This window comes from Streptomyces sp. LZ34 (assembly GCF_053890475.1).
Map to the genome: position 1 here is coordinate 2,230,655 of NZ_CM132680.1, position 14,857 is coordinate 2,245,511.

Below are 14,857 nucleotides of genomic sequence, written 5' to 3' on the forward strand. Positions count from 1 at the left end.
AGCACCGGCTCCGCCCCGGGCCGCGGACCGGGGGCCGAGCCTCGCACGGCAGAGCGGATATCACCACGGCCGAGAAGGGACGGTTCACGCGCAAGGTCGATTTTACGGACCGGCCGCGTAGCGGCGGGTTCCGCCTCCGTCTCAGGCCCGGCCCGGAGGCCGAACGCCGCGCGGTGAGCCGCAAATCCATCCGGCCGGTAAGGAACCCGTCAGCCGGGAGACTCCATCCCGCGCCCCTGGCCGGGGCGGAGTCCGCACATCGGGGAGCCTTAAATCGATACGGATGAGAAGGGACGCCCCGCCCTCGGGGCACCGGCGACGTCGATATCGGGCCTCGCCGCGCAGCCCACGCTCCCCCTCGGGCCCGGGCCGGAGGCGGGAACTCCGCACGGCGGCCCCACACGGCGCGCCGCACATCCATACCCCCAGGAGGGAGCGGGCCCGCGGGCGGCGACCCGGCATGGCTCGTCGCCCACGGGGAGGCGCCGCCCCAGGCCCCGAACCGGGCCGGTGCCCTCCGCGCGACGGAGCCGCACAGGCATACCTCCGCGAAGGGTCGACTCACAGTCCGCGTCGATAGTCGATATACGAACCGCCTCGTACGACAAGCTCCGCTCCAGGACCGGGCCCTGCGATCAAACCCCGCACCAGGGACCGCAAATCCATCCGCCCAGGGCGGAACGGGTCACCGTCGGGCCTGGATCTCGATATGCCGTGCGCCGCGACTCGATGACGACCCGTCGAAACAAGCGCGACGTCCCTTCACATGCGGTGCGTCACCCGAGGGCCACGGCCGGGGCGAACGCCCAGGCCCGACCGCCACCGTCCCCAGGACGCATCCGTACTTCTTCTCCCCTTCTCCCCTTCTCCTCTTCTTCGCGGCTTCTTCTCTCTCCCGCTTCCCTCCCGCTTCTCTCCCGCTCTCCAACGGGTGGGCCCGCCCGGGCCGCCGCGCTTTTCCCCTCCCCTCCCGGCCGGATCCCCACGGCGGGAGCGGGGGACCGGCCCGGCACGGGGCCGGCGGATTCCGGGCGGCGGCGGAGTGCCGGCCCCGGCGGCACCCGGTCTCCCCCGCACCGCGCGTATTTCGTCCCTCACCGCGGCCTGCGGTACCGAGGGAGGGCCGGTAAACCAATCCCGCGGATTACCCGGCCCGTCCGCACCGGGAAAGAATCATTTCCCGCCGGGCCCGGGCCCGGCCGGACCTCGGCCCCGGCGCCGAGCGGGGCGCGGCGAGCACCCACCGCGTCCAGGCCGCCGCCCGCGCCGGGCCGAGCCGTGCGCCCCCCGCCCTCCACGCGCCTTGCCGTGCACGGCTGAGGGAGCATCAGCTTCCCCAGGGGTGGCGTTCGACGGCGCGCGGCGGTCCGTGAGGCCCCCTGCGCCTTGTGACCTGCGGCGCCCGGCTGCGGTACTCGTACAGCCCGCCGGGGCCGCCGGTGGGCGAGTCGAACGCTCGTGGAGAGGAACAGGCCCATGGCCCAACGAGGAAGTCACCGCCGTTCCGCACCGCCCAGCCGGATCTCGCCCCTGTGTGCCGCCCTCACCGCGGGCAGCGTGGGGATCATCCTGCCGTTCCTGGGCGCCGATGTGGCCGCCGCGGCCCCCTCGGAGACCTGGGACAAGGTCGCCCAGTGCGAGAGCGGCGGCGACTGGGACATCAACACCGGCAACGGGTACTACGGCGGGCTGCAGTTCTCCCAGCACACCTGGGCGGCCTTCGGTGGCACCAGGTACGCCGCCCGGGCCGATCTGGCGACCCGGGCCGAGCAGATCACCGTGGCCGAGGCGGTGCTGCGCCGCCAGGGTCCGGGCGCCTGGCCGGTCTGCTCGGTACGGGGGCGGCTGACCCGCGACAGCCGGCCCGCGGCCGGCGCGAGCCGCGGCGGCTCCCAGCACTCCGCGGGGTCGGGCCAGTCCGCGGGGTCCGGCCACCACTCCCCCGCCCCGCGGCGGCACGCCACCGGCTCCGGGCCGTACCGGGTGACGCCCGGGGACACGCTGTCGCGCATCGCGCTGCGCAAGTCCGTGGGCGGCGGCTGGAAGTCGCTCTACCGCGCCAACCGGAGCACCATCGGACCCGACCCGGACAAGATCTACCCCGGTCAGCGGCTCGCCCTCCCCTCCCGCACCGGCAAGGCGCGCACGGCGGCGGCGCACGGGAAGCAGCCGCACGCGAAGCAGCCGCGCTCCGCGCGAAGTAGCCACCAACAGGCCGGCAAGGGACGGGCCACCACGTCGGACACCTCGGCGCACGGCGCCCGGCGGCCCGCCGCCCAGCGCCGCCATGTGGCCCCGGTCAGCGGCCCGGTCGGCACGTCCTACGGCGTCCGCGGCCCGCGCTGGGCCAGCGGCCACCACACCGGGGTGGACTTCGTGGTGCCCGTCGGCACCGGGGTGCGCGCGGCCTCCGCGGGCGTCGTGGTGACCGCGGGCTGGGGCGGCTCCTACGGCTACGAGGTGGTGATCCGCCACTCGGACGGCCTCTACACCCAGTACGCGCACCTGTCCTCGCTGGCGGTGCGCCCCGGACAGACGGTGGACGCCGGCCTGCGGATCGGCCGCTCCGGCGCCACCGGCAACGCCACCGGACCGCACCTCCACTTCGAGGTGCGCACCGGCCCGCGCTACGGCTCGGACGTCGACCCCGTCGCGTATCTGCGCTCACGCGGAGTCGCCGTCTGACACCTGGCCGGACCGGCTAACGGGAGGCCGCCCGGAGGAGGGGGCCGGGCGGCCCCCTCCTTTTACGGAGCTCGCTTCGCCTCCGGGGCGCCTCAGCCACTGTCGACGGTCGACCACGCGGCGGTAGCCGCATATCGATCGCAGCCTCGGCCCTTCGTACCTCAGGGCCTCCGCGCGCTCTCCCTTTCACAGCGCACATCAGCGCCTCCGGCGCGGGCGGCGCGCCCCTTCGGCTCACTCACTCCCACGCTTCGCCCCGTAACGGATCCGGTCGGCATCGGAGGATGCCGGCCGGATCCGACCTATACCACCTCATCCGGTCAGTACCAGATGGCGACCGGGAGCCCGTCGCGCGCCGTCTCGGGCGGGTCGGGCAGGCTCGCCGCGGTGCCGAGGGCGATCCGGTGCGCGCTCCAGGCCGCCGCCGCGGCGTCCAGGACGTCGTCGGGCGGGACCCGGCCCGCCGGGCCGAGTTCGTCGGACACGGTGATGCCCTGCTCGCCGAGCAGCCGCCGCCGCTGGGCCTGGCCGTTCCAGCTCTTCTTGCTCCAGGCCACCGGGCGGCCGCCGTTCATGGCCGCGAAGGAGACCTCCGGGTGCACCTCGTACAGGCGCCGCTCACCGCCCTCGCGGCAGGCGTTGGCCTCCCGCAGCTTCGTCACCAGGCCCCAGGACTGGCGGGACAGCCCCAAGCCCGTGAGGCGCCGGCAACACTCGTTGGCCGCGTCGTAGCCGGACTCCTCCCACACCGGGCGCGGCGGCACCGGGAAGACCCGCGAGCGGTGCGGGGCCACCCGGGCGAGCGCCAGCTCGTCCGCGCGGCGCCGCCCCGCCTCCAGCAGCCCCAACGGCATGTCGACCGCCACCACGGCGGCCGCCGGCACTCGCGTCAGCAGCGCGGCCAGCGCCGGATCCATGTCGGCGCCCGCGAACCGGCCGCCGCGCAGGGTCACCGCCACCCAGCCGGCCGGGCAGGCGTCCACCCCCACGACATGCGGGGTCGCGTCTCCGCCGGCGGGAGAGGTGTCGGACAAGTCGCTTTCGGAACCCATGCGCCCTATCTGACCACGCGGCCCGGCCTCGCCGCCCGGCACCGCCGTAATTCGCTGGCCGCCGACGGCCGGTGCCCGCCACCCTGGTGGCCATGCAAGAACCGCGACATCGGATCCGCGCGCTCCACACGGAGTCCACGGTCACCGTCTACCAGGCGTACGCTCCGCACCTCGGCCTGCCCGCGGCCCGCGACGGCCGCTTCCCGGCCGCCTGGAAGCGGGACCGGATGACCTGGATCAAGCCGTCGTTCCTGTGGATGATGTACCGCTGCGGCTGGGGCGCCAAGGAGGGACAGGAGACCGTCCTGGCCGTCGAGATCACCCGCGAAGGGTTCGATTGGGCGCTGGGCCGGTCGTGCCTGTCGCACTACGAGCGCGGGCTCCACCCCGACCAGGCCGCCTGGAAGCGGGCGTTGAAGGCCGCCCCCGCGCGCGTCCAGTGGGACCCGGAGCGCGATCTGCGGCTGCGGCCGTTCCCGTATCGCTCGCTACAGCTCGGCCTCTCGGGCGAGGCGGCGCGCCGTTACGCGGACGAGTGGACGGTCTCGATCACCGATGTGACCCCGCTGGCGCACGAGATCCACGCCCTGGTGCGCCGGGACGAACTCGACGCGGCCGCGAAGCTGCTGCCTGAGGAGCGCCCGTACCCGGCCGGGGACGAGCTGCTGAACCATCTACGCGCGCCCGTGGCGTGCTGAGTGAGGAGAGACCGCTGATGAGCGCGGGCAGGATGCACGCGGACGAGTTCGACATCGACGTACCGCTCGTGCGGCGGCTGGTGGCCGCGCGGTTCCCGCAGTGGGCGCAGCTGCCCGTGGAGCGGTTTCCGTCGGACGGCACGTCCAACGCGATGTTCCGGCTCGGCGACGGGATGGCCGTGCGGCTCCCCCTCGCCGAGCGGCTCGTGGGGGATGTGGAGTTCGAGCACCGGTGGCTGCCGCGGCTCGCCCCGCTGCTGCCGTTCGACATCCCCGTGGTGCTCGGAGAAGGGCTGCCCGCCGAGGACTTCCCCTGGCCCTGGTCCGTCCACCGCTGGCTCGACGGCGAGAACCCGGTCGCCGGCCGCCTCGCCGACCCCGCCGGGCTCGCCGCGGACCTGGCGGCGTTCATCGCCGCGCTGCGCCGGATCGAGCTCGCGGACGGCCCGGCCGCCTACCGGGGCGGGCCGTTGGCCACGCAGGACGCCGAAACCCGCACCGCGATCGGGGAACTGAGCGGCATCATTGACACGCGGGCCGCCACCGCGGCGTGGGAGGCGGCCCTGAAGGCGCCCGAGTGGTCCGGCCCGCCCGTGTGGGTCCACTCCGATCTGATGCCCGGCAATCTGCTGGTCGACCGCGGTCGGCTGAGCGCGGTCATCGACTTCGCGACCGTGGGCGTGGGAGATCCCGCCTGCGATCTGATCGCCGCCTGGAACCTCCTCCCCGCCCAGGTGCGGGACGGCTTCCGCACGGCCGTCGGCGCCGACGACGCGACCTGGGCGCGCGGCCGCGGCCGGGCCCTGTCCATGGCGCTCATCCAACTCCCGTACTACCAGCACACGAACCCGGGGATCGCGGCCAACGCGCGCCATGTGATCCGGGAGGTGCTGGCGGACCACGAGCGCGGCCCGGAGCGAAGCGGCTGACCGTGGCGCCGCCGCGCCACCCGCCCGCCCCGGGCACCGCCCGGCCGTCCGCCAATCGCCTATGCGGCTATGCGGCTATTCCAGAGTTTCCCGCGACCACAGCCGCCGCATCTCCGGGCAGCTCTCCAGCAGTTCGTCCAGCGTCCCGCGGCCGACCACCCGGCCCCGGTCCAGGACGACGACCTGGTCGGCCCGGGCCAGCACGGCCGGCCGGTGGGAGACGACCAGCAGCGTGGCGACGCCGGTGATCCGCCCCCACAGCAGCTGTTCGGTCTCCCCGTCCAGCGCCGAGGACAGGTCGTCCACCACCAGCAGGTCGGGCGAGCGGACCAGGGCCCGGGCGACGGTCACCCGCTGGGCCTGGCCGCCGGACAGCCGCATGCCCCGGGGGCCGACCACCGTGTCCAGGCCCTCGGGCAGCGCGGCCAGGTCGCGGTCGAACGCCGCCGGCCCCACCGCCCGCTCGATGTGCCCGGGATCCCAGCCGAGCAGCAGGTTCTCCCGCAGCGTGGCGGAGAACAGCCGCGGCACCTGGCCGACGTACGCGACCCGGCCGGGCACCAGGAAGCCGCCGGGGTCGACGACTGGTCTGCCGTTCCAGCGGATCGTGCCGGCCACCGGCGGTTCCAGCCCGAGCAGGGTGCGCAGCAGCGTCGTCTTGCCCGAGCCGACCGCCCCGGTGATCACGGTGAGGGTGCCCCGTTCGATCTCCAGGTCCACCCCGTACAGGCCGTGCCGGGCGGCCAGCCCCCGCGCCTGAAGTGTCTTCAGCGGGTCGGCGTGGGCCGCCGGGACCGCGGCCGGGTAATCCCGGTGGAACCAGACGCCGGTGTCGCGGGACAGGCTGTCGTCCGGGCCGGTCATCCGGGTGAGCCGTTCGGTGGAGACGGCCGCCTGGGGCATCCGGGCCAGGATCGAACCGACGGTCCGCGGCAGCGCGGTCAGCCAGCCGATGTACGTGGTGAACAGCGCCAGGTCGCCCGCGGTGAACTCGCCGCGGCGCATGGCCGGGGCGGCCAGCAGCAGCACCAGGCCGACGCTGATCTCAACGCTCGCGCCGGTGGCGGTGGCCAGCAGGTCGGTGGCGAGCCGGTCCTTGACCGCCGCGTCGCGGCGCAGCCGGTTGTGCGCCCGCAGCCGTTCCAGCGCCGCTTTCTCGGCCCCGGCGGTCTTGATGGCGAGCACACCGTTGAAAATCTCGCCGAGGTGGCCGGTGACGGCCGCGCCGCGCACGGCGGCCTGCCGGTGCAGCCGCCCGGTCAGCCGGTTCAGCAGCCGGCTCGCCACGGCGATCGCGAGGGCGGGCACGATCAGGGCCAGGGTGGCGGCCGGGTGGATGGACACCATGATCGCCAGCGCGGCGGTGCTGAAGAGCGCGGCTCCGGCCAGGGGCACCGACTCGTCCACGAACTCGACCACGTCGGCCGCGTCGTCGCGCAGCCGGGCGAGCGCCTCACCGGACGAGTGCGGCACGCGCCCCTTGCCGCTCAGGATCGAGCGCAGCACATTGCCCCGCAGCAGGGCCGCCGCCGCGCTCCACCAGTAGTCGCCGTACGTCCAGGCGATGACGATGGTCAGGCCGCGGACCAGCTCCACCCCCACGAAGGCCGCGCACAGCAGCAGCGGCACCCGGCCCACGGTGAGATGGTCGAACATCCGCTGGAGGATCAGCCCGCCGACGAGCGGCAGCGCGCTGGCCGGCATCCACAACAGGCCGCCGATGAGGTAGCGGCGCAGATCGAAGCGGACCAGGGTGGCGGTCACCGCCGCGAGGGGGCTCATCGGCGCACCCCCGCGAGCATCCGCGCGAACCGGCTGGCGGGGTCGGCGAGAAGCTCTTCCCGCCTGCCGTGCTCGACGACCTTTCCGTCGGACAGGACCGCGATCCGGTCCACGCGGGACAGCGATTCGAGCCGGTGCGCGATGAGCACCCCGGTACGGCCGGTCAGCAGCCGGGCCGTGCTGTGGCCGATGTGGCGCTCGGTGGCCGGGTCGAGCCGGCTGGACACCTCGTCGAGCACCACGAGCCCGGGGTCGGCGAGCAGGGCCCGGGCGAAGGCCAGCAGCTGCGCCTGGCCCGCGGAGACCTTGCCGAGCGGGGCGTCGAGATCCCAGTCGGGAAGCCCCACTTCGGCCAGGACGGCCCTCAGCCGGCCGTCCTCGTATCCGGGGCGGAACAGGGTGAGGTTGTCCCGGACGTCGGCGGCGAACAGCTGCACGTCCTGGGTGACCACGGCGATCCTGTCGCGGAGCGAGGTGGTGTCCACCTCGCGCAGGTCCAGGCCGCCGACCCGGACGGCGCCCGCCGACGGGTCGTACAGCCGGGCCACCAGGCGGGCGATGGTGGTCTTGCCGCTGCCGCTGCGGCCGACCAGGCCGAGCGTCTCGCCCGGCGCGAGGGTGAGGGTGATGTCGCGCAGCACCGGCTCGCCCTCTTCGCCGTCTTCGCCGTCGTACGCGAAGTCGACGCCGTCCAGCTCCAGCCGCAGCGGCCCGGTCGCGGGCAGTTCCTCGGCGGGGGCCGGGACGGTCAGCGTGCGGCGCTCGGCCAGCAGGTCACCGATGCGGGCCACTCCGGCGAGGGCGGTCTGGTAGTGGCGCAGCTGGTCGATCAGCCGCTCGAACGGGGTGCGGACCATCAGCGTGTACTGGAACAGCAGCACCGCGGTGCCGATGCTGAGGGTGCCCGACAGGCCCGCCATGAGCGCCGTGCCGACCGCGAACGCCACGCTGGTGGCGGCCAGGACGGAGCTGCCCACCGCGCTGGCGCGCCGTCCGGTGCGCCACAGCACGGCGCCGGCCTGGTGGAACCGGCGGACGGTGTGCTCGCCGGCCCCGTTGGCGCGCAGGTCCTCGGCTCCGGCGAGGCGTTCCTCCAGGAAGCCGAAGAGCGTGGCGTCGGCCGCCCGGGCGCGGGTGGCGGAGGGTACGGCGAGGCGCTGTGCGTGGACCATGCCGAGGCCGATCAGCGCACAGTAGGCCAGCAGGGCCGCGCCGATGCGCGGGTCGACCGCCCACACCACCGCGATCACTCCGCACAGCAGCAGCACCCCGGCCACGACGTCCAGCAGGAACGCCACGACGAAGTCGGCGATGGCGGACACATCGCCGTCCACCCGCTCGATCAGCTCGCCGGGGGTGTGCCGGCCGTGGAAGGCCAGGTCCAGGCCGAGGGTGTGCTCGGCCAGGTGTTCACGCAGCCGGTTGGTGCCGTCCCAGGCCGCCTTGCCGGCCAGCCAGGCGGTGACGGTGCGGGCACCCTGCCCGGCGACGGCCAGGGCGAGGTAGCCCAGCGCGGTGAGGGTGAGCGTGCGGGTGTCGTCGCCGGCGCTCGCGCCGTCGACGAGCCGGCGGGTGAACTGGGGTGCCGCCAGCGGCAGGGCGGTGGCGGCGGTGATGGTCAGGGCCAGGAGTACGGCGGGGCCGCGGCCTGGCAGGAGGAAACGGAGAACGTGCCTACCGGAGGTCGTCCTCCTTGCGGCGGGCAGGGTCGATGAGGTCGACAAACGTCATGTCCTTCGCGCGGATGGCAGGGGAGATGTGGATGGACATGAACGTGTGCCTCATTGTGCCTCCTCGATCGGCGGACCTGCCGGTGGTGAGTAGAGCAGGCGGCGCGCCCGAGCGGCAATCGAATATCACCGTGGCCTCGTCAACGGGGCCTCGTCACCGTCGCCTCGTCAACGGGGCTGTGCCGCGCGAGGCCGCATGATGAGCACTGCGACATGGTAAGTGCACGGCACGCGCCCGGGGTTGGCGTAGGCGTGGGTAACGTCGGCGGCGAAGTACACCGAGTCCCCGGCGTCGAGCTCCACTGTCCTGCTCGCGAGGGTCAGCCGCAGGGTCCCCGACTCCACGGCGACGAACTCATGGGAGCCCGGGGCGTACGCGGGGAACCGGCCCGCGTCGCAGCCGGGCGGCAGGGTGGTGCGGATCCACTCGAAGTTCACGCCGGGCACCACGGGGGTGAGGACGGTCCGCCGCCACCCTCCGGGCTCCTCGACGGTGTCCTGGTCGGCCGCCCTGCGCACGATGACGCGGCTGTCCTCGGGCTGAGCGACGAGTTCGGCGAGCGGCACGCCGAGCCCGTCGGCGATGCGGGCGAGGACGAGGACCGTGGGCGCCTTCTGGCCGCGCTCGACCGAGGACAGCATGCTCACGCTCACCTCGGCCGCCCCGGCCAGCTGCTGAAGGGTCAGGCCGCGCTCGTGCCGCAGTCCCTGCACACGGGCGCCCAGGGTCGCGAGATCCAGCATTCCCCTATAATAACAACTACTTCCTCTATAGCGAAAAGAGCACCGCGACCATGACACCCCCGGAAGCGACCATCCGGCCGGCGGTCCACGCCGACCTGAAGGCCGTGGCCGACATCTACGCGCACTACGTCCGCCACACCGTGACCACCTTCGACGAGACCCCCCGCTCCGCCGCCGACTGGGAGCAGCGCCTCGACGATCTCACCGGCCGCGGCCTGCCCTTCCTGGTAGCCGAACTCTCCGGCGCCGTGGCGGGGTTCGCGTACGCTGGGCCATGGCGGCCCAAGCCCGCGTACCGGTACACGGTGGAGGACACCGTCTACCTCGCCCCCGACGCCACCGGCCGGGGGCTGGGCACCGCCCTGCTGGGCCCCCTGATCGCCGAGGCCGGCCGGGCCGGGCGACGGCAGATGATCGCGGTCATCGCGGACACCGGCAGCGACGCCTCGGCCGCCCTGCACCGCCGCTTCGGCTTCACCGACGCGGGCCGGCTGACCGCCGTGGGCCACAAGCACGGCCGCTGGGTCGACACGCTGCTCATGCAACGGCCTCTGTCGGCGCAGGCGCGCTCGTGAGGTGAGGCCAGGCGGGGTCCGCCGCACGGCCACCACAGGCGTCAAGATCCGCCGGACACTCTTAGCGAACCACGTCCTCCGTGGCACCGAGCAGTGTCAGCTCGGAGCGGGTCGGCATGCCTTCCCAGTCTCCGGAGACGGTGCAGGCGAAGGCGCCCGTGGTCACCGCGGTCTCCAGCCGGGCGCGGGCCGGCACGCCCCGCAGCAGCTCGGCCAGATAGCCGGCGACGAAGGCGTCTCCCGCGCCCACCGGGTCCACCGCGTCGACCGGGACGGCCGGGACGCACAGCCGCTCGCCGTCCACAACCGCCGCGCACCCGTCGGCGCCGAGCTTGATGACGGCCTGCGCGGGGCCCAGCCGGGTGAGGGCGGTGGCGAGGGCGAGCGGATCGTCGTCATCCGGCACGAAGAGCGTGGCCTCCTCCCGCCCGGCGAAGACGACATCGCAGCCGCGCACCAGGTCCAGCAGCTGCTTGCCGGCGGACTCGCGGGACCACAGCTTGGCACGGTAGTTGACGTCGAAGGAGACGGTCAGCCCGTGCCGGCGGGCGAGTCCGACGGCGTGTCGTACGGCCTCGGCGGCCGAGTCCGAGAGCGCGGGGGTGATGCCGGTGATGTGGAGCAGGGCGGCCCGCGCGACGGTCTCCTCGGCGATGTCCTCGGGCCGCAGCCGGGAGCCCGCGCTGCCCGCGCGGTACTACCAGACGCTCAGGGAGCGCGAGGTGCGCCGCTCCTTGACCATCAGCCCGGTGGCGGCGGCCGGGTCGGTGACCGCCCGTACTTCGCCGAAGGAGTCGGCGCCCACCCTGCCGATCCAGGTGACGGGGGTGCCCAGCCGCCGCAGCGCCACGGCCACATTGCTCTCCGCCCCGCCCATGCCCACCGACATGCTGGGCACATGCCGCAACGGCCCGACCCGCTCGGCCGCGAGCAGCGCCATGGTCTCCCCGAGCGTGACCACACCCTGGCCGCTCCCCCGCCCGGCCGGTGCCCGCATCAGGCCTCCCTTCGGGAGCCGCCGCGCCGGGCGGTCTCGCGGCGCGGCCGGACGGGCGCCTCCTGGTCGCTGAACAGCTCGGGGTGGCGGGCCCGGATCTTCTCCACATCGCTGAAGACCAGCCGCAGATGCGAGCGCAGCGCCTCGTCGGCCCGGTCCAGATCACCCGCGTCCAACAGGTCGACGATCGCCCGGTGCTGGCCGACCAGCAGGGTCATCTGCGCCGTCAGCGGCAGTGACAGCCGGCGCGCCCGGTCGAGCTGGGCCTTGGCCTGGCTGACCACCGGCCAGGCGGAGCCGTGTCCGCTGACGGCCATCAGCCGGGCGTGGAACTCCTCGTCGAGCTGGAAAAAGCCCTCCCGGTCGGTCCGCCGGTCGGCCTCCTCCTGGGCGGCGAGCAGCGCCTTCAGGTCGGCGATGTCGCGCTCGGTGGCCCGGCCCACCGCGTCGCGCAGGGCCGCGCGCTCCAGCGCCTCCCGGATGAACTGGGCCGAGGCGACGTCCCGTTCGCGGATCCGCGAGACGAACGTCCCCATCTGCGGATAGATGTCGACGAGACCTTCGTCGGCGAGCAGGATCAGGCTCTCGCGCACGGGGGTGCGGCTGACGCCGAGCTCGGCCGCCAGCTCGTTCTCGGAGATGGCCGCCCCAGGCGCCAGTTCCAGGCCGACGATGCGCGAGCGCAGCACCTCATGGACCAGTTGCCGGGTGTTGCGCCCCCGGGAACGTGCCGCGTGCAGTCCTTCCACCGGTGCCATCGAGCCCCTTCCCGTCCCTTGACCCACTCGACCGCAATACTTGTATGGTAGTCGACCAATGAGCTGGACTCCACCCCGCACCCTAGGAGCAGCACATGGCCACGATCACCGAGGCGACGGTCATCGTCACCTCGCCCGGCCGCAACTTCGTGACGCTGAAGGTGACCACGTCCGACGGCGTGACCGGACTCGGTGACGCGACCTTGAACGGCCGTGAGCTCGCGGTCGCCTCGTATCTGCGCGACCACCTCGTACCGCTGCTGATCGGCCGGGACCCCGCCCGCATCGAGGACATGTGGCAGTACCTCTACAAGGGCGCGTACTGGCGCCGCGGCCCGGTGACGATGACCGCCATCGCGGCCGTCGACACCGCGCTGTGGGACATCAAGGGCAAGGTCGCCGGCATGCCCGTGTACGACCTGCTGGGCGGCCGGGCCCGCGACGGGGCCATGGTCTACGGCCACGCCAGCGGCGGCGACATCCCCGAACTCCTCGACGACGTCGCCCGCTTCCAGGACCTGGGCTACCGCGCGATCCGCGCCCAGGCCGCCGTCCCCGGCTCGCCGGGCAGCTACGGGGTGCGCAAGGGAGTGGTCTACGAACCCGCCGCCTCCGCCCTGCCCCAGGAACAGACCTGGTCCACCGAGGACTACCTGGACTTCGCGCCCCGCCTGCTGACCGCGGTCCGCGAGCGGTTCGGCTTCGGCTTCCATCTGCTGCACGACGTCCACCACCGGCTGACACCCACCGAGGCGGGCCGGCTCGGCCACCAGCTGGAGGACCTGCGGCTGTTCTGGATGGAGGACCCCACCCCCGCCGAACTCCAGGAGTCCTTCCGCCAGATCCGCCGGTCCACCACCACCCCCATCGCGGTCGGCGAGGTGTTCAACTCCATCTGGGACTGCCAGCAGCTCATCACCGAGCGGCTCATCGACTACATCCGCGCCACCGTCGTCCACGCCGGCGGCATCACCCACCTGCGGCGGATCTTCCACCTCGCCGAGCTCTACCAGGTGCGCACCGGCTCCCACGGGGCCACCGACCTGTCACCGGTGTCCCTGGCCGCCAACATCCACCTGGACGTCACCGTCCCCAACTTCGGCGTCCAGGAGTACATGGGCCACGAACCGCTCACCCACGAGGTGTTCCGCCCCGCCTACGAGCTGCGCGACGGCGCCCTCTACCCCTCCGACGCTCCCGGCCTCGGCGTCGAACTCGACGAGGAGGCGGCCGCCCGCTTCCCGTACGACCCCAAGTACCTGCCGGTGAGCCGCCGCACCGACGGGTCGGTGCACGACTGGTGAGCGCCACACCCCGCGACCAGGCCACGCCCGCCCCCACCGGGGAACGGCTGTCCGACAGCACCCTGCGCGCCGTCCCCGCCGCGAGCCGGCCCGCGATCGACCGCGGCGCGCTGCGGCCGCGCCTCGTCCACCTGGGCATCGGCGCCTTCCACCGGGCCCACCAGGCCGTCTATACGGAGCAGGCCGAGGCGTCCGCCGGCGGCGGGTGGGGAATCGCCGGCGTCACCCAGCGCAGCAGGACCGTCGTGGACGCGCTGCGTCCCCAGGACGGGCTGTACTCGCTCACCGAGCGCCGCCCCGACGGGCCGGTCACCCGCGTCGTCGGCACCGTGACCGAGGTGCTGCACGCGGCGGACGACGGCGCCCGCCTCACCGAGCTGCTCGCCTCCCCGGACGTCACCGTCGTCACCCTCACCGTGACCGAGAAGGGCTACCGCCGGGACCCCGCGACCGGCGGCCTCGGCCTGGCCGACCCGCTGACACGTGACGATCTCACGGGCGCGCCCACCCCGGCGACCGTGGTCGGACAGCTGGCACACGGCCTCCGCGCCCGGCTGCGCTCCGGCGGCGCGCCCCTGTCGGTGGTCTCGTGCGACAACATGGCCGGCAACGGCGCGGTCGTACGCCGCCTGGTACGGGAGTTCCTCGCCGCCACCAGATGGAACGAACGCGAACGCCTGCTGGAGTGGACGGCCACCTCGGTCGCCTTCCCCTCCACCGTCGTCGACCGCATCGTCCCCGCCACCACCGAGGGCGACCTGCACACCGCCGCCCGCGCCCTGACCCTGCGCGACGAGGGCGCGGTGACCGCGGAGCCCTTCACCCAGTGGGTACTCGAGGACACCTTCACCGCCGACCGACCGCGCTGGGAGGCCGGCGGCGCGCGCTTCGTCGGCGATGTCGCCCCGTACCAGCTCACCAAGCTCCGGCTGCTCAACGGCTCGCACTCGCTCCTCGCCTATCTGGGCCTGGCGGCCGGCTGCGAGACGGTGGCCGATGTCATGGCCACCGGGTGGGGCGAGGACACCGTCCGCGCCTTCTGCGCGGAGGCCGCCGCGAGCCTGCCCCCGGCCGACGGCCTGGACATCCCCGGCTACGTCGACAGCCTCGTACGCCGCTTCGCCAACCCCGCGATGCACCACCGGATCCGGCAGATCGCCGCCGACGGATCGCTGAAGATCCCCGAGCGGTGGCTGGCCCCGCTGCGGGAACTGCGCGCCACCGGCCAGGACACCCCCCAGCTGGCCGCCGCGCTCGCCGCCTGGGCCCGCGCCACCCGGGACACCCCCGCCGAGGACCCGGCCGCCGAGCAACTGCGCCGCGCCTGGGACCGGCCGGTCCCGGACGCCCTGCGCGCACTGCTGCTCCTGCTCGGCGCCGAGGACCTCGCGGAGGACACCGCCCTGGTCAAAGCGGTGAACCGGGAGCTGAACTCCCCGGCCGCCCGGCCGCGCTGACACCCGTGCCCGCCCTTCCCCCGGCTCCCCTCGCTCGGTCGCCGGCCTGCCCGCCGATGTCGCGCCGCTGCGGCTGACTACGGCCTGATGAGGGTGCCGGTGGTGCGGAACGCGTCCCTGGTGTTCAGGCCGAGGCGGGCCGACCA

13 protein-coding genes are annotated in these 14,857 nt (G+C 74.0%); 6 read left to right on the plus strand and 7 right to left on the minus strand.

Annotated features, from left to right (window positions below):
* Positions 1-1,476 precede the first annotated feature (1,476 nt).
* A complete protein-coding gene (locus ACWY4P_RS07935) occupies positions 1,477-2,685 on the plus strand; it encodes a transglycosylase family protein (RefSeq protein WP_456209463.1) in 1,209 nt (402 codons plus the stop codon).
* Between the two features lie 320 nt (positions 2,686-3,005).
* Here ACWY4P_RS07935 and ACWY4P_RS07940 read toward each other — a convergent pair whose 3' ends face one another.
* Entirely contained in the window at positions 3,006-3,737 is a 732-nt protein-coding gene (locus ACWY4P_RS07940) for a DUF429 domain-containing protein (RefSeq protein WP_456209465.1), read from the minus strand.
* A gap of 92 nt (positions 3,738-3,829) precedes the next feature.
* Between ACWY4P_RS07940 and ACWY4P_RS07945 the strand changes: the two genes are divergently transcribed.
* Entirely contained in the window at positions 3,830-4,435 is a 606-nt protein-coding gene (locus ACWY4P_RS07945) for a DUF4291 domain-containing protein (RefSeq protein ID WP_456209467.1), read from the plus strand.
* Between the two features lie 17 nt (positions 4,436-4,452).
* Positions 4,453-5,364, plus strand: coding sequence for an aminoglycoside phosphotransferase family protein (locus ACWY4P_RS07950; protein WP_456209468.1), 912 nt, complete (start codon positions 4,453-4,455; stop codon positions 5,362-5,364).
* A gap of 75 nt (positions 5,365-5,439) precedes the next feature.
* On the opposite strand, the gene ACWY4P_RS07955 is transcribed toward ACWY4P_RS07950, so the two are convergent.
* The 3 genes from ACWY4P_RS07955 to ACWY4P_RS07965 form a co-directional block, all read right to left on the minus strand.
* On the minus strand, positions 5,440-7,146 hold the full coding sequence (locus tag ACWY4P_RS07955) for an ABC transporter ATP-binding protein (RefSeq protein ID WP_456209470.1): 1,707 nt from the start codon (positions 7,144-7,146) through the stop codon (positions 5,440-5,442).
* Positions 7,143-8,870 (minus strand): ABC transporter ATP-binding protein, encoded by a 1,728-nt coding sequence (locus tag ACWY4P_RS07960; protein ID WP_456209471.1) that lies wholly within the window; start codon positions 8,868-8,870, stop codon positions 7,143-7,145. Before ACWY4P_RS07960 ends, ACWY4P_RS07955 begins: the two co-directional genes overlap by 4 nt.
* Positions 8,871-9,044: 174 nt before the next feature.
* Positions 9,045-9,620, minus strand: a complete 576-nt coding sequence (locus tag ACWY4P_RS07965; protein ID WP_456209473.1) for a helix-turn-helix domain-containing protein — start codon at positions 9,618-9,620, stop codon at positions 9,045-9,047.
* 50 nt (positions 9,621-9,670) lie between these two features.
* Between ACWY4P_RS07965 and ACWY4P_RS07970 the strand changes: the two genes are divergently transcribed.
* Positions 9,671-10,195 carry an N-acetyltransferase family protein gene (locus ACWY4P_RS07970; RefSeq protein ID WP_456209475.1) on the plus strand — a complete coding sequence of 175 codons (525 nt, stop codon included), beginning with the start codon at positions 9,671-9,673 and terminating at the stop codon, positions 10,193-10,195.
* Between the two features lie 61 nt (positions 10,196-10,256).
* Here the strand turns inward: ACWY4P_RS07970 and ACWY4P_RS07975 are convergent, their stop codons facing one another.
* The 3 genes from ACWY4P_RS07975 to ACWY4P_RS07985 are packed head-to-tail and all read right to left on the minus strand — an operon-like array spanning position 10,257 to position 11,950.
* Entirely contained in the window at positions 10,257-10,865 is a 609-nt protein-coding gene (locus ACWY4P_RS07975; RefSeq protein WP_456212850.1) for a sugar kinase, read from the minus strand.
* Between the two features lie 27 nt (positions 10,866-10,892).
* Positions 10,893-11,192 carry a PfkB family carbohydrate kinase gene (locus tag ACWY4P_RS07980; protein WP_456209476.1) on the minus strand — a complete coding sequence of 100 codons (300 nt, stop codon included), beginning with the start codon at positions 11,190-11,192 and terminating at the stop codon, positions 10,893-10,895.
* Positions 11,192-11,950 carry a GntR family transcriptional regulator gene (locus ACWY4P_RS07985; RefSeq protein ID WP_456209478.1) on the minus strand — a complete coding sequence of 253 codons (759 nt, stop codon included), beginning with the start codon at positions 11,948-11,950 and terminating at the stop codon, positions 11,192-11,194. Before ACWY4P_RS07985 ends, ACWY4P_RS07980 begins: the two co-directional genes overlap by 1 nt.
* A 95-nt stretch (positions 11,951-12,045) precedes the next feature.
* On the opposite strand from ACWY4P_RS07985, the gene manD reads away from it, so the two are divergent.
* Both manD and ACWY4P_RS07995 read left to right on the plus strand, forming a co-directional pair.
* On the plus strand, positions 12,046-13,254 hold the full coding sequence (manD, locus tag ACWY4P_RS07990; protein WP_456209480.1) for a D-mannonate dehydratase ManD: 1,209 nt from the start codon (positions 12,046-12,048) through the stop codon (positions 13,252-13,254).
* Positions 13,251-14,711, plus strand: coding sequence for a mannitol dehydrogenase family protein (locus ACWY4P_RS07995; RefSeq protein WP_456209482.1), 1,461 nt, complete (start codon positions 13,251-13,253; stop codon positions 14,709-14,711). The genes manD and ACWY4P_RS07995 overlap by 4 nt, the downstream gene beginning before the upstream one ends.
* Positions 14,712-14,857 lie beyond the last annotated feature (146 nt).